Annotated in this window: 19 protein-coding genes; 2 read left to right on the top strand and 17 right to left on the bottom strand. The window is 64.6% G+C overall.

What is annotated here, in order from left to right; all coding sequences use genetic code 11:
* Positions 1–21: 21 nt before the first annotated feature.
* On the bottom strand, positions 22–1,806 hold the full coding sequence (locus NVV93_RS04880; RefSeq protein ID WP_258253322.1) for a response regulator: 1,785 nt from the start codon (positions 1,804–1,806) through the stop codon (positions 22–24).
* 165 nt (positions 1,807–1,971) lie between these two features.
* On the opposite strand from NVV93_RS04880, the gene NVV93_RS04875 reads away from it, so the two are divergent.
* Positions 1,972–4,980: an autotransporter outer membrane beta-barrel domain-containing protein gene (locus NVV93_RS04875; RefSeq protein WP_258253321.1), complete on the top strand. Its 3,009-nt coding sequence runs from the start codon at positions 1,972–1,974 to the stop codon at positions 4,978–4,980.
* Positions 4,981–5,180: 200 nt separating this feature from the next.
* Here NVV93_RS04875 and NVV93_RS04870 read toward each other — a convergent pair whose 3' ends face one another.
* The 16 genes from NVV93_RS04870 to NVV93_RS04795 all read right to left on the bottom strand — a co-directional run bounded on the left by NVV93_RS04870 (position 5,181) and on the right by NVV93_RS04795 (position 21,084).
* Positions 5,181–6,161, bottom strand: coding sequence for an AraC family transcriptional regulator (locus tag NVV93_RS04870; protein ID WP_258253320.1), 981 nt, complete (start codon positions 6,159–6,161; stop codon positions 5,181–5,183).
* Positions 6,162–6,328: 167 nt separating this feature from the next.
* The gene (locus NVV93_RS04865; protein WP_258253319.1) at positions 6,329–7,483 is read right to left on the bottom strand and encodes a thiolase; all 1,155 of its coding nucleotides are present in this window, start codon (positions 7,481–7,483) and stop codon (positions 6,329–6,331) included.
* Positions 7,480–7,872 carry a Zn-ribbon domain-containing OB-fold protein gene (locus NVV93_RS04860; RefSeq protein ID WP_258253318.1) on the bottom strand — a complete coding sequence of 131 codons (393 nt, stop codon included), beginning with the start codon at positions 7,870–7,872 and terminating at the stop codon, positions 7,480–7,482. Before NVV93_RS04860 ends, NVV93_RS04865 begins: the two co-directional genes overlap by 4 nt.
* An 18-nt stretch (positions 7,873–7,890) precedes the next feature.
* Positions 7,891–8,358 carry a PaaI family thioesterase gene (locus tag NVV93_RS04855; protein ID WP_258253317.1) on the bottom strand — a complete coding sequence of 156 codons (468 nt, stop codon included), beginning with the start codon at positions 8,356–8,358 and terminating at the stop codon, positions 7,891–7,893.
* A gap of 26 nt (positions 8,359–8,384) precedes the next feature.
* Positions 8,385–9,608, bottom strand: a complete 1,224-nt coding sequence (locus NVV93_RS04850; protein WP_258253316.1) for an acyl-CoA dehydrogenase family protein — start codon at positions 9,606–9,608, stop codon at positions 8,385–8,387.
* Entirely contained in the window at positions 9,598–10,749 is a 1,152-nt protein-coding gene (locus tag NVV93_RS04845) for an acyl-CoA dehydrogenase family protein (RefSeq protein ID WP_258253315.1), read from the bottom strand. The genes NVV93_RS04850 and NVV93_RS04845 overlap by 11 nt, the downstream gene beginning before the upstream one ends.
* A 60-nt stretch (positions 10,750–10,809) precedes the next feature.
* Complete coding sequence (locus NVV93_RS04840; RefSeq protein ID WP_258253314.1) at positions 10,810–11,778, bottom strand: nitronate monooxygenase family protein; 969 nt, start codon at positions 11,776–11,778, stop codon at positions 10,810–10,812.
* Between the two features lie 110 nt (positions 11,779–11,888).
* Positions 11,889–12,974, bottom strand: coding sequence for a Zn-dependent alcohol dehydrogenase (locus NVV93_RS04835; RefSeq protein ID WP_258253313.1), 1,086 nt, complete (start codon positions 12,972–12,974; stop codon positions 11,889–11,891).
* 56 nt (positions 12,975–13,030) lie between these two features.
* The gene (locus tag NVV93_RS04830; RefSeq protein WP_258253312.1) at positions 13,031–14,443 is read right to left on the bottom strand and encodes a coniferyl aldehyde dehydrogenase; all 1,413 of its coding nucleotides are present in this window, start codon (positions 14,441–14,443) and stop codon (positions 13,031–13,033) included.
* Positions 14,444–14,454: 11 nt separating this feature from the next.
* A complete protein-coding gene (locus NVV93_RS04825; RefSeq protein WP_258253311.1) occupies positions 14,455–15,264 on the bottom strand; it encodes an enoyl-CoA hydratase/isomerase family protein in 810 nt (269 codons plus the stop codon).
* A 97-nt stretch (positions 15,265–15,361) separates the two neighbouring features.
* Positions 15,362–16,510, bottom strand: coding sequence for an acyl-CoA dehydrogenase family protein (locus NVV93_RS04820; protein WP_258253310.1), 1,149 nt, complete (start codon positions 16,508–16,510; stop codon positions 15,362–15,364).
* A gap of 78 nt (positions 16,511–16,588) precedes the next feature.
* The gene (locus NVV93_RS04815) at positions 16,589–17,413 is read right to left on the bottom strand and encodes an SDR family NAD(P)-dependent oxidoreductase (RefSeq protein ID WP_258253309.1); all 825 of its coding nucleotides are present in this window, start codon (positions 17,411–17,413) and stop codon (positions 16,589–16,591) included.
* 17 nt (positions 17,414–17,430) lie between these two features.
* Positions 17,431–17,838, bottom strand: coding sequence for a MaoC family dehydratase (locus tag NVV93_RS04810; RefSeq protein WP_258253308.1), 408 nt, complete (start codon positions 17,836–17,838; stop codon positions 17,431–17,433).
* A gap of 10 nt (positions 17,839–17,848) precedes the next feature.
* Complete coding sequence (locus NVV93_RS04805; protein ID WP_258253307.1) at positions 17,849–18,289, bottom strand: MaoC family dehydratase N-terminal domain-containing protein; 441 nt, start codon at positions 18,287–18,289, stop codon at positions 17,849–17,851.
* A gap of 17 nt (positions 18,290–18,306) precedes the next feature.
* Positions 18,307–19,491, bottom strand: coding sequence for a lipid-transfer protein (locus NVV93_RS04800; protein ID WP_258253306.1), 1,185 nt, complete (start codon positions 19,489–19,491; stop codon positions 18,307–18,309).
* 36 nt (positions 19,492–19,527) lie between these two features.
* Positions 19,528–21,084 carry a long-chain fatty acid--CoA ligase gene (locus NVV93_RS04795; protein ID WP_258253305.1) on the bottom strand — a complete coding sequence of 519 codons (1,557 nt, stop codon included), beginning with the start codon at positions 21,082–21,084 and terminating at the stop codon, positions 19,528–19,530.
* Positions 21,085–21,359: 275 nt separating this feature from the next.
* Here NVV93_RS04795 and NVV93_RS04790 point away from each other — a divergent pair, with 275 nt between their 5' ends.
* The gene (locus NVV93_RS04790; RefSeq protein WP_258253304.1) at positions 21,360–24,122 is read left to right on the top strand and encodes a LuxR C-terminal-related transcriptional regulator; all 2,763 of its coding nucleotides are present in this window, start codon (positions 21,360–21,362) and stop codon (positions 24,120–24,122) included.
* Positions 24,123–24,179 lie beyond the last annotated feature (57 nt).

The following is a 24,179-nucleotide window of genomic DNA, read 5'->3' as shown; positions in this document are numbered from 1 at the left end:
CAGGAGATCGTAAACAGGTTCTTACTCCTCCAGCACCGCCAACTGCAGGTGCACGCTGACCATGGTGCCCTGCTCCGGCGGGCTGATGGTGACCAGTTCGCCGCCAAGGATTTCCACCAGACGGCGGGCGATGGTCAGGCTCACCGGGGCGGCGCGCGCCAGATCGTCGGTAGCCACCGCCGACAACTCGGCGAGCGAGTAAGTGCGCAGCGGATCGGGCTGTTCGCGCGGCGTGCCGGCGATCTCCAGGCGCAGCGCAATCGCGCCGTCCGCCTGCGCCTCGGCATGCACGCCGAGCTTCACCGCACCGGCATCGGTCTGCTGCAGCACATGGCGCAACAGGTAGGCGAGCGCCAGGCGCAGGCGCGGCGGATCGGTGCGCAGCGGCTGCTGCAGCTCGCCGTCGAGCTGCAGCAGCAACTCCAGACCCTTGTGCTGCGCCTCCGGGCGCAACTCTTCGATCAGCTCGGCGGCCAGTGCGTCGAGGCGCGTCGCCAGCTGCGCCACCGGCAGCTCGCCGGCCTCGACCTGGGCGATGCCCTGCAGGTCAGCGACCAGACTCAGCAGGCCCTGAGTGGTCGCCGCCACCAGGTTCAGCGCCTCGCGGTCGGCGCGCTCCAACGTGGCGCGCTCGAGGACCAGTTGCAGCATGCCGCGCATGGCCTGCAGCGGGGTGCTGAATTCCTGGCTGGCGCTGACCAGGAAATCCAGCTTGCGCTGATTGCCCAGCTCGGCCTGCTCCTTGGCCTCGCGTACCGACTGCAGGAGGTCCTGGCGGTTGGTGATGTCGACACTGCCGCAGATCATGCCGAGCAGGCGCCCGGCCTGGTCGCGGTACGGCGTGCCCCAGTGGTGCAGCACGCGACGGCGCCCGTGGATGCGCACGTCGATGTCGCGGGCGAAGCGCTGGCCGGCGGCCACCGCCTGTAGGTAGAAGCCCTGCAGGGTCGCCGCATCGGCCGCCGAGTACCAGTCCACGTCGATGGCGCGGGTACCCAGCACAGCGTCCAACTCGACGTCGTACAGATGCAGGAACGCCGGGTTGGCGAACAGCAGGCGGCCGCCGGTATCGCGCACGTAGAGCGCCGCCGGCAGGCTGTCGATCATCGCCTGCAGCATCGCCAGATCGCTGCTGCTCTCGCCGGGCGGCGCTCCGCGGTCGGCGGGATGATCCTGATCGACCACCAACTCGTTGCGCCGGGCGAAGTCGATCAGCTCGGGCAGCGTGCGCAGGTTGAGCTTCTGCTGCAGCCGCGTGCGGTAGGTGCTGACGGTCTTCTCGCTGATGGTCAGTTCGTTGGCGATCTCGTGATTGCTGTAACCGCTGGCCAGGAAGTAGAGGACGCTCAACTCGCGGTTGGACAGCTGATTGACCCGCTCGGTCTCCTGGGTGCGGATCGCCGGCAGGTTGACGCTGCCGAGCAGTTGGCTGGGGAAATAGCTGCGCCCGCGCAAGACCATCGACACCGCCAGGCGCAGCTCGCCGAGGTCGTCGTGCTTGCTGACGAAGCCGGCGGCGCCGGCCTGCAGGAAGCGCCCGGCGATGTGCTCGGAGTCCTGGCTGGTGAACACCAGGATCGGCATGCGCAGGCCGCGGGCGTGCAGGCGTGCCATCACGTCGAGGCCATTCAGGCGCGACAGGTCGATATCGAGGATCAGCAGGTCGGGCCGTGTCTCAAGGGTCTGCTGCACGGCTTCGACGCCGTTGTGCGCCTCGCTAACCACCTGGTGGCCCTCGCCCTCGAGCAGCAGGCGCATTGCGTGGCGGGTCACCGGATGTTCATCGGCAATCAACACTCGACTCATGTAAATCCCATCCGTAGTGGCGTTCCTACACACGCTAGCAGCCTGTCGGAATTTTCCTACACGACACTCAGGCGTTTCTGATCTGGCCACACCGGCCACTCGCGAAGAATCGGCAGCAACAGCAGACAGCCAAGTCTGCGCCGACAGCCTTGCGAGGTAACCATCATGAAACCGCTGAGGAGCCATCCCCGCCCATCCACCCGCACCAGCGCCCTGCGTCCGCCGCACGTGCCGACCCTGCTGGCACTGGTGATCACCGCCGCAATCAGCGGCCCACTGTTCGCCGAGGATTTCGACAGCCCGCAAACCTACACGCCGTGGGGCGGAAACCCGGTGAGCAGCCTCGACGATGCGCACTTCGAGGTCGATGCCGGCAGCGCGGCGATCATCGTGCAAGGCATGAGCTTCGATATCGAGCACAGCGAGGTGCACAACGCCGGCAGCGGCGGCGGCATCCAGCTCGACCTGTGGAACGCCGGCAGCGCCGTGATCCTCAACGATGTGCAGATCGACGTCGGCGGCATTGGCCTGCTGGAAAACGGCGGCAGTGCCGAGGTCAGCGACGTCACGGTGCACACCCACGGCGACGCCGCCAGCGGCCTCGACGTGCAGACCGGCGGCGCCATGCACTTTTCCGGCGGTAGCGTGGAAACCGACGGCAGCGGCGCCGATGGCGTGCACGCGCACAACAACGGCGGCGTGATCCTCGATGGCGGCGCGCAGGTCGTCACCCACGGCGCGCAGAGCGCCGGCGTGCACCTCGACAACAGCGGCACCCTCAGCCTCGACGGGGCCAGCATCCGCACCGAGGGCGACGCCAGCGTCGGCATCGACGCCAGCAATGGCGCGCAGTTGATGGTCAACGCTGGGCAGATCGACACCCTCGGCAACGCCAGCCACGGCATCCACGTCGCCAGCAACGGCGCCGACAATCGCGTCAGCAACTCGACGATCCACACTCACGGCGCCGACAGCATCGGCATCTGGGTCAACAACGCCAGCGGCTCGATCGACGTCAGCGCCAGCCAGATCGACACCGACGGCAGCGCCAGCCACGGCCTGCTCACCGCCCAGGGCACCCACATCAGCCTGAGCCAGGGCAGCAGCGTGCACACCCGCGGCGACGCGGCCGACGCGGCGCACGCCGAGAACGGCAGCAGCATCAGCGTCAGCGACAGCCAGTTGCTCACCGACGGTAGCGCGGCCGCCGCCGCCCACGCCCTGGCCAACGGCAGCCTGACCATCGACCACAGCCTGCTGAGCAGCGCCCAGGGTGCCGCGCTGCACCTCGACAACGGCGGGCGCATCGACGTCACGACCAGCCAACTGGACAGCGCCAGCGGCCCGACCGTGCTGTTCAGCCAGGGCGCGCAAGACTATGGCTCCGCCACCGCGACGATCAGCGGCAGCACGCTGAACAGCCAGAGCAACCTGGTCAGCGCGGAAAGCGGCAGCGTCGCCAGCCTGCTGATCGACAACAGCCAACTGCAGGCCGGCAACGGCATCGGCTACGCGATCGCCGCCGGCGCCAACCTGCAGTCGACCCTCACCGACTCCAGCCTGGATGTCGGCGACAGCGGCCTGCTCGCCGAGGTGGCCGGCGACGGCGTGCTCAACCTGACCAGCCAGCACAGCGACCTGCACGGCGACACCCTGCTCGCCGACCCGGCCAGCGGCACCCTCAACCTCGACCTGCACGACGCGCGCTGGCAGATGAACGCCGACTCCAGCCTGAGCAACCTGGCCCTCGACAACGCCACCGTGGCCTTCAGCGGAAACGGCTTCCACACCCTGTCGCTGGCCGGCGACCTGAGCAGCAACGGCAGCTTCCTGATGAACACCGACCTGGCCAGCGTCACCGGCGACCTGGTCGCCGTCGGCGGCCACGCCGAAGGCAGCCACACCCTGGTGGTCGGCGACAGCGGCCGCGAGCCGGACGGCACCCAGCTGATGCTGGTCTCCACTCACGGTGGCGCCGGCCAGTTCGCCCTCTACGGCGATCACGTCGACGCCGGCGCGTTCCGCTACACCCTGGCGCAACAGGGTGACGACTGGTACCTGGTAAGCAGCCAGACCGGCCCGGTCGACCCGACCGATCCGACCGACCCCACTGACCCCACCGATCCAGTCGACCCCACCGACCCGGGTGACGGCGGCAATGGCGGAGGCACCACCGATCCAGGCGACAGCGGCAACGGCGGCGGCATCACCGACCCGGGCGACGGCGGCCAGGTCACCCCGCCGGTCGTCCAGCCTGACGACCTGTCGAAAGGCGCCAACGCCGCCCTCGGCATGCAGACCGCCGCCGCCAACCTGTTCTACACCGAACTCGGCACCTTGACCCAGCGCCTCGGCGAACTGCGCCTCGGCCACGACCAGGGCGGCGTCTGGGTACGTGGCATGGGTTCGCAATGGCACGTCGACAACGGCAGCAGCCGCGCCTTCGACCAGAACTTCAGCGGCGTGCAGGTCGGCGCCGACCATGGCATCGCGGTGGACGGCGCGATCTGGTACCTCGGCGGCATGGTTGGTGCCGGGCGCGCCGACATGAACTTCGGCGAAGGCAGCTCCGGCGACCTCGATAGCCAGATGGTCGGCGTCTACGCCACCTATATGCACGACGACGGCTGGTACGTCGACAGCGTGCTCAAGTACGACCGCCTGCACGGCAAAGTCAAAGTACCCACCAACCTCGGCACCCCGGTGAAAGGCCGCTACGACGCCAACGCCGTCGGCGCCAGCGTCGAGGTCGGCAAACAGATCCGCCTGGACGACGGCTGGTTCGTCGAGCCGCAAGCACAGCTCAGCGCCGCCCACATCGACGGCCCGTCCTACACCAGCACCGACGGCCTGGCGGTCCGCGCCAGCGACACCGACTCGCTGCAAGGCCGCCTCGGCGTGCGCGCCGGCAAGGACCTTCACTTGGAGAACGGCATGAATCTGCAGAGCTACGCGACCACCTCCTACATCGACGAACTGGCCGGCCACGACAGCGTCACCGTCAACGACCACAAACTGGACAACGAGCTGCCCGGCTCGCGGGTGCAGCTCGGCGTCGGCAGCTCGCTGCAGGTCAGCGCCAAGCAGAAGGTCTCGCTGGAAGCCAACTACGCCAACGGCCACGACATCGAGCAACCCTGGGCGGTGACCGTCGGCTACCGCTACCTCTGGTAGCCCGTAGGCGTCTGTAGGATGGGGGGGCGCCTAGCCGGAGCGCAGCGATACCCATGCTGTCCCGGCGGCGAAGTGGCGGGCCAGCGCGGGAGACAAGTTAGGAAAGCGGCGGTGCACTGGAAGCACCCCAAAAGGAACGAAGGCCGGCCCGGAGCGATCCGGGCCGGCCTTCGGCTATCCGCCTTACTTGCCGGCTGGAATTAGTTACCGGCCTGGCGGTCAGCGCCTTCACGCCAGACGCCGGGGCTGATGCCGTACCAACGGCTGAAGGCCCGGGAAAAGCTGGGTAGATCGCGATAGCCGAGTAGCTCGGTGACTTCCGCCATGGCCAACGCGGTGGTGCCGAGCAAGTCGGCCGCTCGGCAGCGCCGCGTCTCATCGAGCAATTCGCTGTAGCGCCAGCCTTGGGTCAGCAAACGGCGGGTCACGGTGCGCTTGGTCATGTGGTGTTGCAGGCAGAACGACTCGAGGCTCGAGTCGCTGGCCAGGTTGGCGATCAGGTGGTCGCAAACCACTTCGAGCAAGGTCGATTGGCTGTTCTGCCGGGCCCGCTCGATCAGCCCCATCAGGGTACTGGTCATGGCTTGATTGCCAGGAGCCAGCGCGCGAACGAACACGTCACGATCAAAATGCAAGGCATGGAACGGCTGCTGCCACTCGACTGGCACCTGCAGGGCGGCGCGGTGCCGTGCCGGCTCCAGCGGTGTCGGATGGGCCAGGGAAATTCGCCGCAGCGGTGAACCACCCAACCCGGATATCAGCCCTTTACGGCGCAGCAAACTGCACAACCCGCCGAGCAGAAAATCCACCATAGGCGGCTGGGCGAGCAGGCTGCCGCAGTCATGCAGACGCACCTCGACCTCGTCCGGGTGATAAATCACTTCGGCGCTGAACTGGCCGTCGAACTGCGGCAGGAAGTCGACAAGGTGCGTGAACCCCTCGGCCAGCGAGGGCGCCACGTCGAATAGATAGGTGAAGCTATGGGGCAGCCGCGAGATCAGGCCGCCTCCGAGCACCATACCGATGCCCGAATCGCCGCTGACCTTGACGGCCATGTCCCAGAAGCGCCGCGACAGGATCAGGGGCACGTAGACAAACGGCTGGCGTAGCCCGCGCAGGCTGCGTTTGAACACATCCTCGATACGCTCGACCGCCACACCGAGTGCCAGCAGATCATCCATCGCTGGCACCAGATGTGGTAGGTACACCCTGTTGTGCAAAGCGCGTCGATGCCCTTGCAAGGCTGCGCTGGACGCCGCCGAGGGCTTGGTGGGTTGTCCGCGGGATGCTTCAGCATTGCTTACCATCCCTGCCCTCCCGACACACGACACGACACGACACGACCCGATTAAAGCACCGCCGCGCTGCCGAGGAACGCCGTGACCTGACTTGACAGGGTCCCGCCGTTGCCGTGCAACAGAGCGATATCGCAGCTCTCGAGCTGGCGTTCGCCAGCCTGACCGCGGATCTGCGTGGCCGCTTCGAGGATCAGGAACATCCCGTACATCCCCGGGTGTACGCAAGACAGACCGCCGCCGTTGGTGTTCACCGCCAGCTTGCCGCCGGGGGCGATGTTACCGCCTTGGACGAAGCGCCCGCCCTCGCCCTTTGGACAAAAGCCGAGGTCTTCGAGGAACAGGATGGTGTTGATGGTGAAGGCGTCGTAGAGCATCACCAGGTCGACGTCGGCGTGAGTCACGCCGGCCATCTGCATGGCCCGCGGGCAGCTTTCGGAAGCAGCGGTGACGGTCAGGTCGGGCATCGCCTGGATCGAACGGTGCCACTGCGCGCCAGCGGCGCCGAGGAAGTACACCGGCTTGTTGGGCAGATCGCGGGCACGGTCGGCGCGCACCAGCACGCAGGCGCCGGCACCGTCGGTGACCAGGCAGCAGTCCGCCGAGCTGAGCGGATCGCTAACCATGCGGCTGGCCATCACGTCGGCGATGCTCAACGGGCCACGGGCGAAGGCCTCGGGGTTGAGGTTGGCCCAGCCACGCGCGGCGACCGCCACTTCGGCGAGCTGTTCGCGAGTGGTGCCGTACTGGTGCATATGGCGGCTCGCGGCCAGACCATAAGCGGTGATCGGATGGCGCGGGGTATAGAAGGTTTCGTGCCATTGCGGCTCGCTCATCGACACCAGTCGACCGCCGCCGGCGGTGCGCTGATTGGAGCCGTAGCAGATCAGCGCGGCGTTGCACAGACCGGCTTCCAGGGCCATGGTCGCCTGCAGCAGATGCATCTCGAAGCTCGAGCCGCCGACGTTGGTGCCATCGATGTACTTCGGCTTGATGCCCAGATACTCGCATACCGACAAGGTCGGGAAGGCGTGCGAGCTGGTGGCAGAGAACACGCCATCGATATCGGAAAGTTTAAGGCCGGCGTCGGCGATGGCTTTCAGCGAAGCCTGACCGAGCAGGTCGAGGGCGCTGAAACCGTGGGCTTCACCGATACCGGCGCTGCCGATACCGACGATGGCGGACTTGCCGCGGAAAGCCTGGGTCATGCCTTGTCTCCTTCGATCAGATCAAACACCACACCTGCCACGCCTTCCACCTCGATGATCCGCGCTTTAACGCGGCTACCGATCGGCGCAGTTTCCACGCCCTCGATGCGCGACATCATGCGTACGCCTTCGTCGAGGTCGATCAGTGCGACGTTCTTGCTGCCGGTGCGTGCCCGGTTGACGGTGATCGCGTATATGGTGCCGGCGCCCTTGGCCTCGACCCATTCCAGATCGGTTTCACCGGTCCCGGGGATCAGTACGCGTGGATAAAACACATAGCGGCCGGTGGAGACGCTGCGCTGCAGCATGAAACGGCCCTGTTGCAGGAAGTTCTGGTACTGCGCCTCGGGCCCAAGGGCTGCGGCGCTGGTCTGTTCATTCGCGGCCATGGGCTGCTCCTGGTCGAATCAAGATTGCCGAGACGCGGAAACCGGCGCGTGCAGGCTCTGCGTATTGGCGATGAAGGTGCCCTTGGCGCGCGCCACCAGACGCTCGCCGTCGAACAACCCGAGACTGGCGTTGCACAGCGTGCGGCCGATCTTGTGGATGTCCACCCGCGCCTCGATCCACTGTCCAGGCCGCGCCGGACTGATGTAGTCCATGCTCAGCTCGACAGTGGCCGGCGGCAGCTCGAAGCCGGCCTGCACACGGATGAACGCGCCAAACGCGGTATCCGCCAGGGTCGCGAGGAAGCCACCGTGGGCGATGTTCAGCGGATTGAGATGCTCGCCCAGGATGCGCGCGGCAATCTCGCCGGTGGCGTGATTGATGTACATCCCGCGGCAGTTCTGCACGAAGCCGGCCCTGCCGTCCGGGCGAAGCATCGGCACGAAGCCGGGTGGGGCGTCAGGGCTGGAAATGTCCATGGCACTCATGTCGGATACTCCTTGGGGTACCCGGCCTACAGGCCGAGCACCTGCTTGGCGATGATGTTGCGCTGGACTTCGCTGGTACCGCCGTAGATCGAGGTCTTGCGGTAGTTGAAATAGCGCGGCAGCACCGAGCCGGCGTAGGACGGCCCGGGGCGCGGTGCCTCGGCGCGGCCGTAAACCTCCGCCCAACTATCGCGGATGAACGGCCAGCCCTGCGGGCCCACCGCCTCGACGGCCAGCTCGGTGATCGCCTGCAGCGTCTCGGTGCCGGCCAGCTTGATCATGCTCGACGCCGCGCCAATCGACGAACCGGAGCTGACCCCGGAGAACACCCGCAGCTCGGCGGCGTCCACCGCGGCGATCTGGATTTCCAGCTCCAGCAGCTTGCGGCGGAAGTCCGGATCGTTGAGCAGCCAGCCGCCTCTGTCGGCGGGCTGCTCGGCGGCCATCTTGCGCACCTTGGCCAGCTGCTGGCGCAGGGTCGGGCCGTAGGCGCCGCCGCGCTCGAACTCCAGCAGGTACTTGGCACAGGTCCAGCCCTGGCCCTCTTCGCCGATCAGGTTCTCGACCGGGACGCGCACGTCCTCGAAGAACACCTGGTTGACCTCCTGCTCGCCGGGCATCGGCCCGTCCAGCAGCGGGATCGAATCGACCTTGATGCCAGGCGCGGTCATGTCCAGCAACAGGAAGGAGATGCCGGCCTGCTTGGTGGCATCGCGACTGGTACGCACCAGACAGAACATCCAGTCGGCCCATTGCGCCTGGGTGGTCCAGATCTTCGAGCCGTTGAGCACGTAATGGTCACCGTCACGCACCGCCTTCATCTGCAGTGATGACAGGTCGGAACCCGAGCCAGGCTCGGAATAGCCCTGGCACCAGAAGATGTCCGAAGCCAGGGTGACCGGCAGGAAACGCGCCTTCTGCGCCTCAGTGCCGAAGCGCATGATCACCGGGGCGACCATCTTCAGACCCATCGGCGAGACCTTCGGGCAGCCGGCGGCAGCGATCTCGGCCTGGAACAGGAAGCGCTGGGTCGGCGTCCAACCCGGCCCGCCATGCTCGGCCGGCCAGTCCGGCGCGGCCCAGCCACGTGCGTGCAGGAGCTTCTGCCAGCGGCGCTGGCCTTCCTTGTCCAGGTAGCCGTTCTTCGACTGGGCAACCATCTCGCGCAGCTGCTCGTCGAACACCTCGGCGATCCAGCTACGGACTTCCTCGCGGAAGGCCTGCTCGGCGGCGGAATACTCAAGATTCATGGACAGCCTCCCCGGCCAGCACGCCATAACGGCGCAGGTGATGATCGACCGAGCCGAACTGCTGTTCGATCACGGTGGCACGCTTGAAGTAATGACCGACCGCCAGTTCCTCGGTGATCCCCATGCCGCCGTGGATTTGCACGGCACCCTGGCCGACGGCCTTGAGTGCCTGGCCGACGCGCACCTTGGCGGCGCTGGCGGCCATCGCCCGCTCACGCACGGAGCCGTCCAGCTGCATGGTTGCCATGTAGGTCAGCGCGGTGGCCTGCTGGATGTGGATGTGCATGTCGACCATGCGGTGTTGCAGGGCCTGGAACGTGCCGATCGCCACGCCGAACTGCTTGCGTTCCTTGGCATAGGCCACGGTGTCGTCGAGCATTTTCTGCATGATGCCGACAGCCTCGGCGCACAGCGCTACCACGGCCTCGTCGAACACCGCTTCGAGCAACGCCAGGCCTTGGTCCTGCTCGCCGATCAAAGCGGCTGCGGGCACCCGCACAGCGTCGAACCAGATTTCCGCGGCACGCCCGCCATCGACGGTCGGGTAGTCCTGAGTGCGAATGCCGGCGCTGGTCTTGTCCACCAGCAGCAGGCTGATACCGTCACGTTCCAGGCGCTGACCGGCGCTGCGCGCGCTGACCAGCAGATGGGTGGCGCTCGGCGCGCCGAGCACCACGGTCTTGTGACCGTTGAGCACGAAGGCATCGCCATCGCGGTGCGCCGTCAGTTGCACGTCGTGCAGGCAATAGCGGCTTTGCACTTCACTTTGCGCCCAGGCGATACGTACTTCGCCGGCCATGATCTGCGGAATGACCGCCTCGGCCAGCGCGCCACCGGCACGCTTGAGCAGACCACCACCGAGCACCACGGTAGCCAGGTAGGGCTCAAGCGCCAGGGCGCGGCCGAAGGCTTCCATGACGATGAGGTTTTCCACCGCGCCACCACCAAGGCCGCCGAGGGCCTCGGGGAATGCAGCGGAGAGGATGCCCAGTTCACTGGCCATGGTCTGCCAGCAGTCGGGTCGCCAGCCATCGGCTGACGCCACGGCCTTCATGCGGCTCTCGAAATCGTATTGCTCGTCCAGATAGCGCGCGAGCATGTCGCGCAGCATCTGTTGTTCGTCACTGAATTGGAAATCCACGCTCGCTCTCCGCGTTGGGGGCCGACGGCCCCGCCTGAGTGGCGGAGCCGGGACGCTGGATCAGTTGGCCCAGGCCGCCGCCGCGCTCAGGCTGGCACGGCATTCGGCGACCATGCGCTCGAGCAGCTCGGCGCAGGTCGGTACGTCGTTGATCAGGCCGACGCACTGGCCGGCAGCGAGAATGCCGTCATCCGGCGTACCGGTCTCCAGCGAGACGCGGCCGCGCTGGCCAGTCATCAGGTGGCGAACATCCTCGAATTGCGCACCACCTTTACGCTCGATGCTCACCACCTCGTCGGAGGTGGTGTTCTTCAGTACCCGCGAGGTGTTCTTCAGGGTACGCAGTACCAGGTTGGTATCGCGCTCGCTGGCAGTGACCAGCGCCTGCTTGATGTTGTCGTGGATCGGTGCCTCCTGCGTGGCACAGAAGCGCGTGCCCATGTTCACGCCCTCGGCGCCGAGTGCCATGGCTCCAGCCATGCCGCGGCCATCGGCGATGCCGCCGGAGGCGACCACCGGGATGCTCAGCACCTGGACCGCCAGCGGAATGAGTACCAGACCGCCGATATCTTCTTCGCCCGGATGGCCGGCACACTCGAAACCATCGATGGATACGGCATCGACACCCAGGCTCTGGGCCTTCAGCGCGTGCCGGATGGCCACGCACTTGTGGATGACCTTGAGGCCAGCGGCCTTGGCGCGGGCAATGTGCTCGCCAGGATTGTTGCCGGCAGTTTCCAGCACCTTGACGCCACTCTCGATGATCACGTCCAGGTACTTGGCATACGGCGGCGGGTTAATCGATGGCAGCAGGGTCAGGTTGACGCCGAACGGCTTGTCGGTCATCGAACGGCAACGCTCGATCTCGCGGGCCAGGTCCTCGGGGGTCGGCTGAGTCAACGCGGTAATGATGCCCAGGCCGCCGGCGTTGGAAACGGCAGCGGCCATTTCGGCGCGGCCGACCCACATCATGCCGCCCTGGATGATCGGGTACTGGATGCCCAGCATTTCGGTAATGCGTGTTTTCATGGTCGCCTCGTATTTGTCCGTTCCCACATTTCTGCAGGGGCAACGCGACATTCTGGAGAGAAGAACAACTAACCAGGCTGCACCGACAACAGCCGGTGCAGCACGGGGTTTTACTGATCGAAGACGATGACCGAGCGGGCCAGTTCGCCACGGCGCAGCTCGTCGAAGGCCTCGTTGATCTGCTCCAGCTTGATGCGCTGGGAGATCATTTCGTCGAGCTTCAGACGGCCCTGCATGTAGAAGTCAGTCAGGCGTGGCAGGTCGACCGGGAAGCGGTTAGAGCCCATGAACGAGCCCTGGATCTTCTTTTCGCTGAGAAAGTCCAGTCCGTGCAGCTCGAGCTTCACGCCCGGTTTGATCATGCCGATCACGGTAGCGGTACCGCCGCGCTTGAGCATGCCGAAAGCCTGCTCGGCGGTCTGCTTGAGACCGATGCACTCGAAGGAGAAATGCACGCCGCCCTTGGTCAACTCGATGACCTGCTGTACCGCGTCGCCGCTCTTGCCGTTGATCACGTCGGTGGCGCCGAACTGCTTGGCCAGCTCCAACTTGGAATCGAGCATGTCGATGGCGATGATCCGCCCGGCACCGGCCAGCGCCGCACCGTTGATGGTGGCCAGGCCGATACCGCCGCAGCCGATCACCGCCACGGTCTCACCCGGACGCACTTTGGCGGTATTGAACACCGCGCCAGTGCCGGTGGTGACCGCGCAACCGAGCAGCGCGGCACGGTCCAGCGGCATGTCGCGACGAATCGCGACCAGCGCGTTTTCATGCACCAGCATCTGCTCGGCGTAGGCCGACAGGTTGAGGAACTGGGTCATCGGTTTCTGTACGTAGGTCAGGCGTGGCTCATCGTCCTTGCCGCGCTTGGTGTCCGGCGACACGCACAGCGACAGGTGACCGGTGACGCAATGCTCACAGTGACCGCAATAGGCGGACAAGCAGGTGACCACGTGATCGCCCGGCTTGACCGTGCGCACTTCGGAACCCACTTGCTCGACGATACCGGAGGCTTCGTGGCCGAGTACCACCGGTGTCGGGTGCGGATAGGCACCGTCGACGAAATGCAGGTCGGAGTGGCAGACGCCGACGGCGACGGTACGCACCAGGACTTCACGCGGACCCGGTTTGTTGATCCCGACATCTTCGATGACCAGCGGGGTACCTGGTTTGTGCAGAACGGCAGCTTTCATCTCATACCTCTTCGATTCGAGAAAGAGCGACAGGCCCGGCCCGTCGCTCACTGGGCTCAACGGGTGATCAGCGAACCAACGATCTGACGCACCGGCTCGACATACGGCGGACGCATCAGGTCCGGGCCGTCGGCCGGGCGGAATACCGCCTTGGCATGGCTGAAGGTACGGAAGCCGTCTTTGCCGTGATAGCTGCCCATGCCGCTGGGGCCGACGCCGCCAAACGGCAGGCTCTCGACGCCGACGTGTTTGATCACGTCATTGAGGGTCACGCCGCCGGAGAGGGTGCGATTGAGCACGAAGGCTTCCTCGGCGGCATCGCTGCCGAAGTAGTACAGCGCCAACGGACGCGGACGCGCGTTGATGTACGCCACCACCTCGGTGAGGTCCTTGTACGGCTTGATTGGCAGCAGCGGGCCGAAGATCTCGTCCTGCATCACCTTCAGCTCATCGCCAGGGTTGCGCAGCAGGGTCGGAGCGATCTTGTGATGTTCCTGGTTGCTGAAGTCTTCACCGGCCGGGTTCAGCTCGATCAGCTCGACACCCGCTTCACGCGCTTCGCTCAGGTAGCCCTGCAGACGCTCGAAGTGACGCGCGTTGATCACCGAGGTGAAGTCCGGGTTGTCCTTCAGGCTCGGGAAATAACCGCCCAGTACCGCCTTGGCGGTGGCAATGAACTCCTCGACTTTCTCCTCGGGCACGAACACATAGTCCGGCGCCACGCAGATCTGCCCGGCGTTGTGCATCTTGCCGGTGATGATCTTGGTCACCGCAGTCTTGAAGTCGGCCGAACGCGAGATGATGGTCGGCGACTTGCCGCCTAGCTCCAAGGTCACCGGCACCAGGTTCTCGGCAGCGGCGCGCATCACGTGCTTGCCGATGCTGGTCGCGCCGGTGAACAGCAGGTGGTCGAACGGCTGAGCACAGAACGCCTGGCCAACTTCCGGGCCGCCGGTGATTACCGCCACTTCTTCCTCGCTGAATACCGAGCGGATCATTCGGGCCATTAGTTCGGAGGTGCGCGGGGTGAATTCCGAGGGCTTGAGCATCACCCGGTTGCCCGCTGCCAGCGCGCCAGCCAGGCCGCCGAAGGCCAGGTTGACCGGGAAGTTCCACGGGCTGAGGATGCCGATCACGCCGAGCGGCTGATACTGCAGCCAGGCTTCGCCGCGCTCGCTGTGGCGCTGTTCGGGCTTCATCCACTCGGCGAGCTGGGCTTTGGTTTGCTTGAGGGTCATCAGCGGCGACAGCACTTCGCTGACGCGGGTGAAGTCCTTGCTGCGGTGACCGAAATCGGCGGACACGGCTTCGACGATTTCGTCGGCATGATCAACCAGCAGGCCAATGGCACGGTCGATCAGCTCGATGCGCTGTTCGGCGGTGTAGGGGTCAACGGCCAGAAAGGCGGCCCGCTGTTTGTCCATAATCGCGCGGATTTGCGCGCCACTCAGATTTTCATTGGTGCTCATTGCAAACCTCCTTAGTTGTTATTCGCGGTCGGTTTGGCCTGCGGCCATTGGAACAACGGTGGTTCTTTACGCGCGAAACGTGCAGCGGCGGTCGCCAGATAGGTCGAGGACATCGCCACGGCCTGGGCACTGGCTTCACCATCGAGCATGCTGGCCAGATCGCTTTCCAGCGAACGCGCCAGCAGGCGTTTGGACATACTGAAACCACTCGGTGACATGTTGGCCATGCTGCGCGCCAGCTCCTCGGCGCGAGCGCGGAAGGTTGCGGCAGGGAGCACCTCGAGGGCAATGCCCAAGGCCAAGGCCTCCTGCGCGGACACTTCACGCGCCGAATAGATGATTTCCTTGGCTTTCTGCAGGCCGACAATGCGCGGCAGGGTGTAGGACGCACCGAGGTCTGGGCCCAGGCCCAGGCGGGCGAAGGCCATGCAGAAGCGCGCACGGTCCGAGGCAATTACGAAGTCAGCGGCCAGGGCGAGGCTGAAGCCGGCACCGAAAGCCACGCCGTCCACTGCGGCGATCAACGGCTTGGTGAAATCGGCCATGGCCAGCACCATACGGTTGTTCTCTTCCATGCGCGCACGCACGGCGCTGGCCTCGACGCCGCCGCCCATGTTGCCGACGTCACCGCCGGAGCAGAAATCGCTGCCGGCGCCGGTCAGCAGCACGGCCCTGACCTCGGAGTCGCGGCGCAGCGTGTTCAGCGCGTCGAGCAGCTCGGCGAACATCTGTGGAGTCAGCGCGTTCTTGCGCTCGGGGCGGGCCATGACCAGCGTGGCCAGGCCGTCTTCAATGGAGAGTTCAACAGTCGACGGATTCATGCTCATCCTCGTCCCAGCGTTGAAGGCGCCTGTCGACCGACAGACGCGAAAAATAGGTTCGCCAGCCCAGCCGCAAGGCCAAGCCGGCGAGGCGCGCTTACAGGCCGCGGGCGATGATTTCCTTCATGATCTCGTTGGAGCCACCGAAGATTTTGCTGACTCGCGAGTTCACGAACTGGCGGGCGATCGGGTACTCGATCATGTAACCGTAGCCGCCGTGCAGCTGCAGGCATTCGTCGATCAGCTCACAGTTGCGCTGGGTGGTCCACCACTTGGCCATCGCCGCAGTTTCCGGATCCAGCTCGTTGTTCAACACCTTGACCATGCAGTCGTCGACGAAGGTACGCGCGATGGTGTAGTTGGTCTTCAGCTCAGCCAGCTTGAAGCGGGTGTTCTGCAGCTCCAGCAGCGACTGGCCGAACACCTTACGGTTGCGCACGTATTCGATGGTGTCGGTGAGCGCGCGCTCCATGCTACCCAGAGCGCCGAGGGCGATGATCATGCGCTCTTGCGGCAGTTGCTGCATGAGCTGGATGAAACCCTTGCCCTCTTCCGGGCCGAGCAGGTTGGCTTGCGGCACGCGCACGTCGTCGAAGAACAACTCGGCGGTGTCCTGGGCCTTCTGGCCGATTTTCTCGAGAATGCGGCCACGGCGGAAGCCCGGCAGGTCCTTGGTCTCGACCACGACGATCGAGGTGCCCTTGGCGCCCTTTTCCGGATCGGTCTTGGTCACCACCAGGATCAGGTCAGCGTGGTAGCCGTTGGTGATGAAGGTCTTCGAGCCGTTGATGACGTAGTCGCTGCCGTCTTTGACGGCGCGGCACTTGATGCTCTTCAGGTCGGAGCCGGCACCCGGCTCGGACATGGCGATGGCGCCGACCAGCTCGCCGCTGGCCATCTTCGGCAGCCACTTGAGCTTCTGCTCCTCGCTGGCGTAGCGCAGGATGTAGTGGGCGACGATGCCGCTGTGCACGTTGGTGCCCAGGCTGGCGGTGACCTGACGGCTCTGCTCGAGGGTCAGGATTGCGTCGTGGGCGAAGTTGCCGCCCATGCCACCGTACTCCTCAGGAACACTCAGCAGCAGCATGCCGCACTGCCCGGCGCGCAGCCAGGTTTCGCGGTCGACGTGCTGTTGCTTGGCCCAACGCTCTTCGTGGGGCACCTGTTCTTCGGCGACGAAGCGACGTACGGATTCTTGAAAGATCGCCAGGTCTTCGGTGATCCACGGGGATTTGTAGGCACTCATGGGTATTCCTCAGTAATGCGGTAACAAGGCAAAAATGGGTGAGCAACCACATCCGCAGTTGTGGTCGCTTGGGGGCGCTTAGCGACCGCCAGAGACGACCAGCACTTGGCCGGTGACATAGTTGGTTTCCGGGATGCATAGCGCGTAGACGGCGCCGGCAGCCTCTTGCGGGGTGCCCGGACGGCCCATCGGAATCATCGCGGCGGCGTTCTTGGCCATTTCCGGACGGATACCGACCTTGATCTCGCGACCAGCGATATCGATGGTTGCGTTGTCTTCGGCGGAAGCCGAGGTCAGACGGGTTTCGATCATGCCGAAGGCGACGCTGTTGACGCAGACTTTGTAGCGGCCCCACTCCTTGGACAGCGCCTTGGTCAGGCCATTGATGGCTGCCTTGGCGGACGAGTAGTTGGCTTGGCCCGCACCACCTTGGACGCCGGAGATCGACGAGATGTTGACGACTTTACGGAACACTTCGACGCCGGTTTCCGCTTCTTTCTTCGCGGCTTCGCGGAAGTAGTTGGAGGCGGCACGCAGGATGCGGAACGGCGCGGAAACGTGCACGTCCATGATTGCGTCCCACTGCTCGTCGCTCATCTTCTGGATCACGTTGTCCCAGGTGTAACCGGCGTTGTTGACCACGATGTCGAGGGTGCCGAAGGCGTCCAGGGCGGTCTTGACGAAACGGTCGCCGAAATCCTTGTCGGTCACGCTGCCGACGCAGGCCACAGCCTTACCGCCCTCGGCGATGATTTCTTTGACCACTTCCTCGGCCGGAGCGGCGTCGAGGTCGTTAATGACTACAGCGGCGCCTTCACGGTGCAGTTTCAAAGCGATCTCGCGACCGATGCCACGGCCGGAGCCGGAGACGATGGCTACTTTGCCTTCAAGTTTCTTGCTCATAGGGTTTCTCCTGTGGATTAGGCGTTCAGCGCGACAATCGCTTCGCCAGCGAGTTTGATTTCGCCCGCTTGGTTGCGGGTGCTGACTTCAAGGCGCACGGTGCCGTTGGTCTCGTCCTTCTCGACCACCTTGCCGGAGCAGGTGACTTCGTCGCCGAGGTGGGTGATGGCAACGAAACGTACCGAGTAGTGACGCAGGTTTTCTTCCGGCACCCAGTTGGTCAGCAGGCGGGCGAGATAGGCCATCGACAACATGCCGTGGGCGAACACGTCGGGCATGCCGGCCTTTTTGGCGAAGTCGATGTCGACGTGGATCGGGTTATGGTCGCCAGAAGCGCCGCAGTACAGCGCCAGGTCCAGACGACTGATCGGCGCGGTGGTGAATGACGGCAGTTCGTAGCCAATTTCAATGTTTGCAAGATTCACGGTCGGCTCCTCAGTTACGCACGACGAGGCTGTTGCGCAGCTCCGCCACCAGATCGCCAGCGGCATCGGTCACGCGGGTTTCGCGCACCACGAACTCCAACGCGCCGCCCTTCTTGTCGTAGATGTCGACGATTTTGGTTTCGAAGCTCAGGCGGTCACCGGCGAAGGCTTGCTTGTGGTAGGTGAAACTCTGCTCGCCATGCAAAATCTTGCCGATATCGATGTTCAGGCGGCTGAGCACCGAGCCCGAACCGCCGGCGTCCATGTCCAGACAGAACAGGAAGGTCGGCGGCACCGGCAGATCCCTGTAGCCCGCCTCGTTAGCGGCGACGAGATCGCTGAAGCGCGGGTCTTTCTGGCCAGTAGCCTTGGCGAAGAAGCGTAGACGGCCGGCTTCGACCACCTGAGTGTGGCTCGAAACCAGCGCGCCGATATGGCTCTTGTCGATCATGTAAATGTCTCCGTGAGTTACTGACGCTGGTACAGGGTGACGACGCACGCGCCGCCCAGACCGAGGTTGTGTTGCAGGCCGAAACGCGCGCCCTCGACCTGAGTCGCCTCGGCGGTGCCACGCAGCTGACGAGTCAGCTCGAAGCACTGCGCCAGACCGGTGGCACCCAGCGGGTGGCCCTTGGAGAGCAGACCGCCGGACGGGTTGGTGACCACGCGGCCGCCGTAGGTGTTGTCGCCGTCGAGGATGAATTTCTCGGCGGTGCCTTCCGGCGTCAGCATCAGGCCTTCATAGGTAAGCAGCTCGTTGGCGGTGAAGCAGTCGTGCAGCTCGACGACCTGGATGTCCTGCGGGCCAACACCGGCCTGCTCGAACACGCTGAGGGCCGCATTGCGAGTCATGTCGTAGCCGATCACTTTGCGCATGTCGCCTTCGTCGAAGGTGCTGTTGCGGTCGGTGGTCATCGACTGGCCGGCGATCACTACGTCGGTGTTCAGGCCGTGCTTCTTGGCAAAGGCTTCCGAGCAGACGATCGCCGCGGCCGCGCCGCAGGTCGGCGGGCAGCACTGCAGGCGGGTCAGCGGGTCGAAGATCATCGGCGAAGCCATGACTTCCTCAACGCTGACGACGTTGCGGAACACTGCCAGCGGGTTGCGCGCGGCGTGCTGGCTAGCCTTGGCGCGAATCTTCGCGAAGATCTCGCGACTGATGCCGTGCTCCTTCATGTAGGCGCGGCCGGCACCACCGAAGAACTGCGCGGCGCGTGGCGCTTGCTCGTCGAAGCCCTGCAGCTCGGTCATGGTCTTGGCAAAACGATCCATCGGCCCGGTGCGGTCGGTGTAGGCACCCTTCAGCGCGCCCGGCACCATCTGCTCGAAACCCAAGGCAATGGCGCAATCGATGGCGCCGCTTTCCACAGCCTGACGAGCGAGGAACAACGCAGTCGAACCGGTGGAGCAGTTGTTGTTGACGTTGATCACCGGAATCCCGGTCAGGCCCACGCCGTACACGGCGGCCTGGCCGCAGGTGGAGTCGCCATACACGTAACCGACATAAGCCTGCTGGACCAGCGCGTAATCGATACCGGCATCGGCCAGCGCGGCCTTGGCGGCATTGGCGCCCATGACGTGGTATTCGTCGCTTTGCCCCGGCTTGGTGAACTGGATCATACCGACGCCGGCGACCACAACTTTATTGCTCATAGTGTTTCTCCACAGGGATGAATGGTCACCGCGTCGTCAGTTGACGGCCCGGGTATTGCCTTTCCAATAGGGTTCGCGCAGATCGCGCTTGAGGATTTTTCCGGCGCCGGACAGCGGCAGCGCGGTGGTGAAAGTCACCGATTTCGGGCATTTGTAGCCGGCGATGTGCTGCCGGCAGTGCTCGACGATACCCGCTTCGGTGGCTTCGCAGCCGGGCTTGAGGACTACCACGGCATGCACCGCCTCGCCCCACTTCTCCGATGGAATTCCGATTACCGCGCAGGCGGCGACTGCCGGATGGCCGGCCACCGCGTTTTCGACCTCGGCCGAGTACACGTTCTCGCCGCCGGTGACGATCATGTCCTTGATCCGGTCGACGATGAACAGATAACCGTCCTCGTCCATGTAGGCACCGTCACCGGTATGCATCCAGCCGCCGCGCAGAGCCTCAGCGGTCTCCTCTGGGCGATTCCAATAACCGAGCATGACGTTCGAACCGCGGACGATGACCTCGCCGACGGTGCCGCGCGGCACCTCGTGGCCATTCTCGTCGACCACTCGCACAGCAATCCCCTGCACCGGTCGACCGGCCGAGCGCAGGCGGCCGTTGGCGATGCCCTCGTGACTGTGGTTGTCCGGCCCGTTGCGAGAAATCGCCGGAGAGGTTTCGGTCATCCCGTAGCCATGCATGAACTCGACCCCCGGCAGCAGCTGCAGGGCACGTTCCAGCACCGGTGCGGCGATTGGCGAGGCCCCATAGATCAGGCGCCTGAAGCTACTGAGGTCATACTTGGAGAAATCCGGGTGCTGGATCAGCGCCTGCAGCATGGTCGGCACCAGCAGAGTGTCCGTCACCCGCTCGCGCTCGATGGTCTGCAGCACATCGATCACATCGAACATCGGCACGAATACATGCGAATTACCGACCACCAGCTGGCCGACCAGGCTCGCCATGCAGGCGGTGTGAAACATCGGCGCGACATGCAGCGAAATACCGTTCTTCAGCAGCGGAATCTCCGCCATGCTCATGACCGCCGAGGACCAGAGGTTCAGGTGCGACTGCATCACGCCCTTGGGTCGTCCGGTGGTACCGCCGGTGTACATGATGCCGGCCAGATCGTTGCCGCCACGGAAGGCGTCGTCGACCGGCGCGTGCTCGCGGATCAGGTGTTCGTAGGAGAGCATGCCCGCCGGCGCCATGCCATCACCGACATGCACCAGCAGCGGGCGTACCTTGGCGGTGCTGGCGATGCCTTCGGCCATGTGCAGGAAGTTGTCGTCGACCAGCAGAATGCGGGTATCGCAGTCGTCCAGCGAGTAGACGATCTCCGCCACGCTCCAACGAATGTTGACCGGGTTGATCACCCCGCCGCCCCACCAGGTGCCGAGCATGTACTCGAGGAAGCGGTCGGAGTTCAGGCCGAGCATGCCGACGCGGTCGCCGACTTGCATGCCCAGGGATTGCAAAGCACCCGCCAGATGAGACACGCGCCCAACCAGCTCCCGGTATGTGTGCCGGCGCTCGCGGAACACAGTGGCCAGTGCGTTGGGTTGCTGCTGCAACATGCGATGCAGCCCTTGAGTCAAATACATGGTTTGCTCTCTGCTAGGCGGGTGGTTGTTATGCCATCAGCTTAGGAAAGCCCCCCTGAACAGGCGACGGTCAAAGGGATGAACCGCTGCCGAAATGACCGCTGGTTCGAACGGACTACCAGCCGACGAATGACCGCCCACACCCGGCAAGCGTCGATTTGCTTGTTCTGTGCTACAAAAGAACAACGCTCCATACGCGCGCGACGTGGCAAGATAGGCTTATCTCAGGCTGCGCCATTGCGCAGCGAATCCCGCTCAGCCACAAGCGCCCGCCTATGAAAGAACCGATCGTGTACAGCTCGCCGAGCCCGTCGGGCTTCTCCTCTTCAGAATCGATTTCACGCGTGCTGCCTGCCAAGCTGGCACCGCCGATCTCGGCGCCGAGCCACTTGCAGCGACAAAAGCTGCTCAAGCCGATGATCGATGCCGGGCCGACCAAGCTGGTGCTGATCCGCGCGGCGGCGGGGTTTGGCAAAAGCACCCTGATGCAGCAATACCATGCCCATTGCCTGGCCTCCGGGCGACCGGCCATCTGGTTCAATCTGGACATCGCTGACAACGACCTGCAGCGTTTTGTCCGACACCTGAATATCGGCTTCGAGCGCTTGAGCATGGGCGAGCAGGAAGCCCAGACGCCGCACCAGGAACAGCACAGCCTGTCGGAATTGAGCCTCGACCTGCTCGACCGCATCGCTGCCGCCCCCACGCCGTTCTCATTGCTGCTCGATGAGTTCGAAGTACTGCAGAACCCACAAGTCCTCAATTTCATCCAGCAGCTGATCGAAGCGTTGCCGGCCGGCAGCTTGCTGGTGATCACCTCGCGCAGCGCTCCGGACATCGGCTTGGGGCGCATCCGCGCGCGCGGTCAGCTGGTCGAGATCGGCCCTAGCGCACTGCGCTTCTCGCTCGACGAAGCCACCGTATTCATCCGCGAGAAGCACGAACTGGAGTTGCGCGACAACGAAATCGCCACCCTGCACCGCTGTACCGAGGGTTGGGCGGCGGCGATCTTCCTGGCCAGCCTGTCGCTGCATGAGCGCACCGACTATGCCGCCTTCGTTTCCTCGTTCTCCGGCTCCAATCTCGAGCTGGCCGAATACCTGGCCGAGGACATCCTCGCCCGACAGAGCGAGGAATGCCGGCTGTTTCTCCTGCAGACCAGCGTGCTGAGCCGGCTGTGCGCGCCATTGTGCGACTTCATCACCGGGCGCGACGACAGCCAGGCGATGATCGAATACCTGGAAAAGGCCAACCTGTTTCTGTTCCCGCTGGACAATGAACGCAGCTGGTTCCGCTACCACAGCCTGTTTGCCAGCTTCCTCGGCGATGCGCTGAACCGCCAGTACCCAGGCCACGCCGAGACCCTGCACCGAGCCGCTGCGCAGTGGTATTTGTCGGTCAATCGACCGGTACCGGCAATTGAGCATTTGCTGCGCGCCAATGCTACGGCCGAGGCAGCAGTGCAAATCGCCGCGCACGTCACCGAGTTGATGGATGCCGGCCGCTCGCGTTTGCTCCTGCGCTGGCTCGATCAGATTCCCGAGAGCGAGCTGAACGACCACCCAAACCTGCTGGTCGCTTACGCCTGGACCCTGGTAATTGGTCGCCGCTATCAGGAAGTCGCGCTGATCCTGCAGCGCCTGAAGGTCTATGAAGCCGATGGCGAACGTCAGGGTTACGCGCTAGAAGCCGAAACCGTGCGCTGCTTGCTGCTGGTGATGACCGAACAGGTGGAGGAATGCTGTATCGCCGGCCCCAAGCAGCTCGACCGGCTGCCACCGGACGACATGTTCCAATACGGCGTGGTCACCAATTCCCTGGCGTTCAGCCTGATTGCCACCAGTAAGTACGATGAGGCACGCAGCCTGCTGTCACGTGCTCTGCAACGGCCGATCTATCGCCGCTCCGCTTATATGCGCAGCATGGCCGGCTGCATGGAGGGCATCCTCGATCTGGTTCAGGGACGCTTGGGCAATGCCCTGGCGCGCCTGCATACCGCCGCCGAGCGGCATTACGGCGACACCGCCGGCGAAGCGATAGGCGGACGGTCGAGCATCATCGTGATTCTCGCAATGGCGCTGTACGAGGCGGACGAGCTGGGCGAAACCGAACAGTCCTTGCTCGACATCCTTCCCTATGCCAAGGACAACAGTACGCCCGATCAACTGATTGCCAGCCACATCCTGCTGTCGCGCATGGCTCATTTGCGCGGCGATAAAGACCAATGGCTGCGCTATCTCGCCGAACTGGAGCAGCTCGGCCACCAGATCAGTTCATCGCGCGTGGTGTGCAGCGCCTGGCTGGAACGTGCGCGCATCGCCACCCTGGAAGGTCGTCCCGATGCCGCAGCTCAAGCGCTGCGCTCGGCCGAGCTGATGAGCGATTGGGAGCGCCCAGGCGTTTCGATGTATGCCACCGATGTCGACCTGCCGTCGATCGTCCGCTGGCGCTTGCGCATCAGCCAGGGCGACTGTAAAGAGCCGGCCGCCGAGCTGGAGCAGGCCATCCAGCAGGCGCAAAGCACCCAGCACCATCGCCGCGCCCTGAAACTGCGCGTGTTGCGCGCCCTGGCGTTGACCGGTGCCGGGGCGCTGCCCGCCGCCTTCGACGAACTGACCCAGGCGCTCCGCTTCGCCAGTCACGAAGGATTCCGGCGCACTTTTCTCGATGAAGGTCACGCGATGACCGAGCTACTCAAGCTCTGGGCCGCGACCCATCAAGGGAAAAACCTGCCGACGGGCATCGAACCGCGGTTTCTTGCCGAGCTGCTCGAACGCATAAGCAAAGTCGACAACTCCGCGGCCGTGCAAGCCGGCCTGGAGCAAGACACGAATGGATCACGGGAGGCGCTCACCGCTCGCGAAATTCAGGTCATCCGCCTGCTTGCCGAAGGCCATCGCAATCGGGTGATCGCCGAAAAGATGTTTCTCTCGGAGTTCACCGTGAAGTCGCACCTGCGCAACATCAACTCCAAGCTCGGCGCGCAAGGGCGCACCGAAGCGGTGGCCATCGCCCGCACGCGGGGATTGATCGACTAGCGCAGATTGGAGAGAGGAGCCCGTAGCCCGGATGCAATCCGGGGAAACCGGCAACTC

Source organism: Pseudomonas sp. LS44, assembly GCF_024730785.1.
Taxonomy (GTDB): domain Bacteria; phylum Pseudomonadota; class Gammaproteobacteria; order Pseudomonadales; family Pseudomonadaceae; genus Aquipseudomonas.
The sequence above is the reverse complement of the archived record's forward strand: the minus strand, read 5'-3'. Positions and strand labels throughout refer to the sequence as shown.

Bases quoted from the DNA above. Each gene is read 5' to 3' on its own strand.
- NVV93_RS04795 (WP_258253305.1), bottom strand. From the start codon at position 21,084: ATGTATTTGACTCAAGGGCTGCATCGCATGTTGCAGCAGCAACCCAAC.
- NVV93_RS04870 (WP_258253320.1), bottom strand. From the start codon at position 6,161: ATGGATGATCTGCTGGCACTCGGTGTGGCGGTCGAGCGTATCGAGGAT.
- NVV93_RS04875 (WP_258253321.1), top strand. From the start codon at position 1,972: ATGAAACCGCTGAGGAGCCATCCCCGCCCATCCACCCGCACCAGCGCC.
- NVV93_RS04840 (WP_258253314.1), bottom strand. From the start codon at position 11,778: ATGAAAACACGCATTACCGAAATGCTGGGCATCCAGTACCCGATCATC.
- NVV93_RS04800 (WP_258253306.1), bottom strand. From the start codon at position 19,491: ATGAGCAATAAAGTTGTGGTCGCCGGCGTCGGTATGATCCAGTTCACC.
- NVV93_RS04850 (WP_258253316.1), bottom strand. From the start codon at position 9,608: ATGAATCTTGAGTATTCCGCCGCCGAGCAGGCCTTCCGCGAGGAAGTC.
- NVV93_RS04855 (WP_258253317.1), bottom strand. From the start codon at position 8,358: ATGAGTGCCATGGACATTTCCAGCCCTGACGCCCCACCCGGCTTCGTG.
- NVV93_RS04865 (WP_258253319.1), bottom strand. From the start codon at position 7,483: ATGACCCAGGCTTTCCGCGGCAAGTCCGCCATCGTCGGTATCGGCAGC.
- NVV93_RS04825 (WP_258253311.1), bottom strand. From the start codon at position 15,264: ATGAATCCGTCGACTGTTGAACTCTCCATTGAAGACGGCCTGGCCACG.
- NVV93_RS04880 (WP_258253322.1), bottom strand. From the start codon at position 1,806: ATGAGTCGAGTGTTGATTGCCGATGAACATCCGGTGACCCGCCACGCA.
- NVV93_RS04790 (WP_258253304.1), top strand. From the start codon at position 21,360: ATGAAAGAACCGATCGTGTACAGCTCGCCGAGCCCGTCGGGCTTCTCC.
- NVV93_RS04805 (WP_258253307.1), bottom strand. From the start codon at position 18,289: ATGATCGACAAGAGCCATATCGGCGCGCTGGTTTCGAGCCACACTCAG.
- NVV93_RS04820 (WP_258253310.1), bottom strand. From the start codon at position 16,510: ATGAGTGCCTACAAATCCCCGTGGATCACCGAAGACCTGGCGATCTTT.
- NVV93_RS04835 (WP_258253313.1), bottom strand. From the start codon at position 12,974: ATGAAAGCTGCCGTTCTGCACAAACCAGGTACCCCGCTGGTCATCGAA.
- NVV93_RS04830 (WP_258253312.1), bottom strand. From the start codon at position 14,443: ATGAGCACCAATGAAAATCTGAGTGGCGCGCAAATCCGCGCGATTATG.
- NVV93_RS04815 (WP_258253309.1), bottom strand. From the start codon at position 17,413: ATGAGCAAGAAACTTGAAGGCAAAGTAGCCATCGTCTCCGGCTCCGGC.
- NVV93_RS04860 (WP_258253318.1), bottom strand. From the start codon at position 7,872: ATGGCCGCGAATGAACAGACCAGCGCCGCAGCCCTTGGGCCCGAGGCG.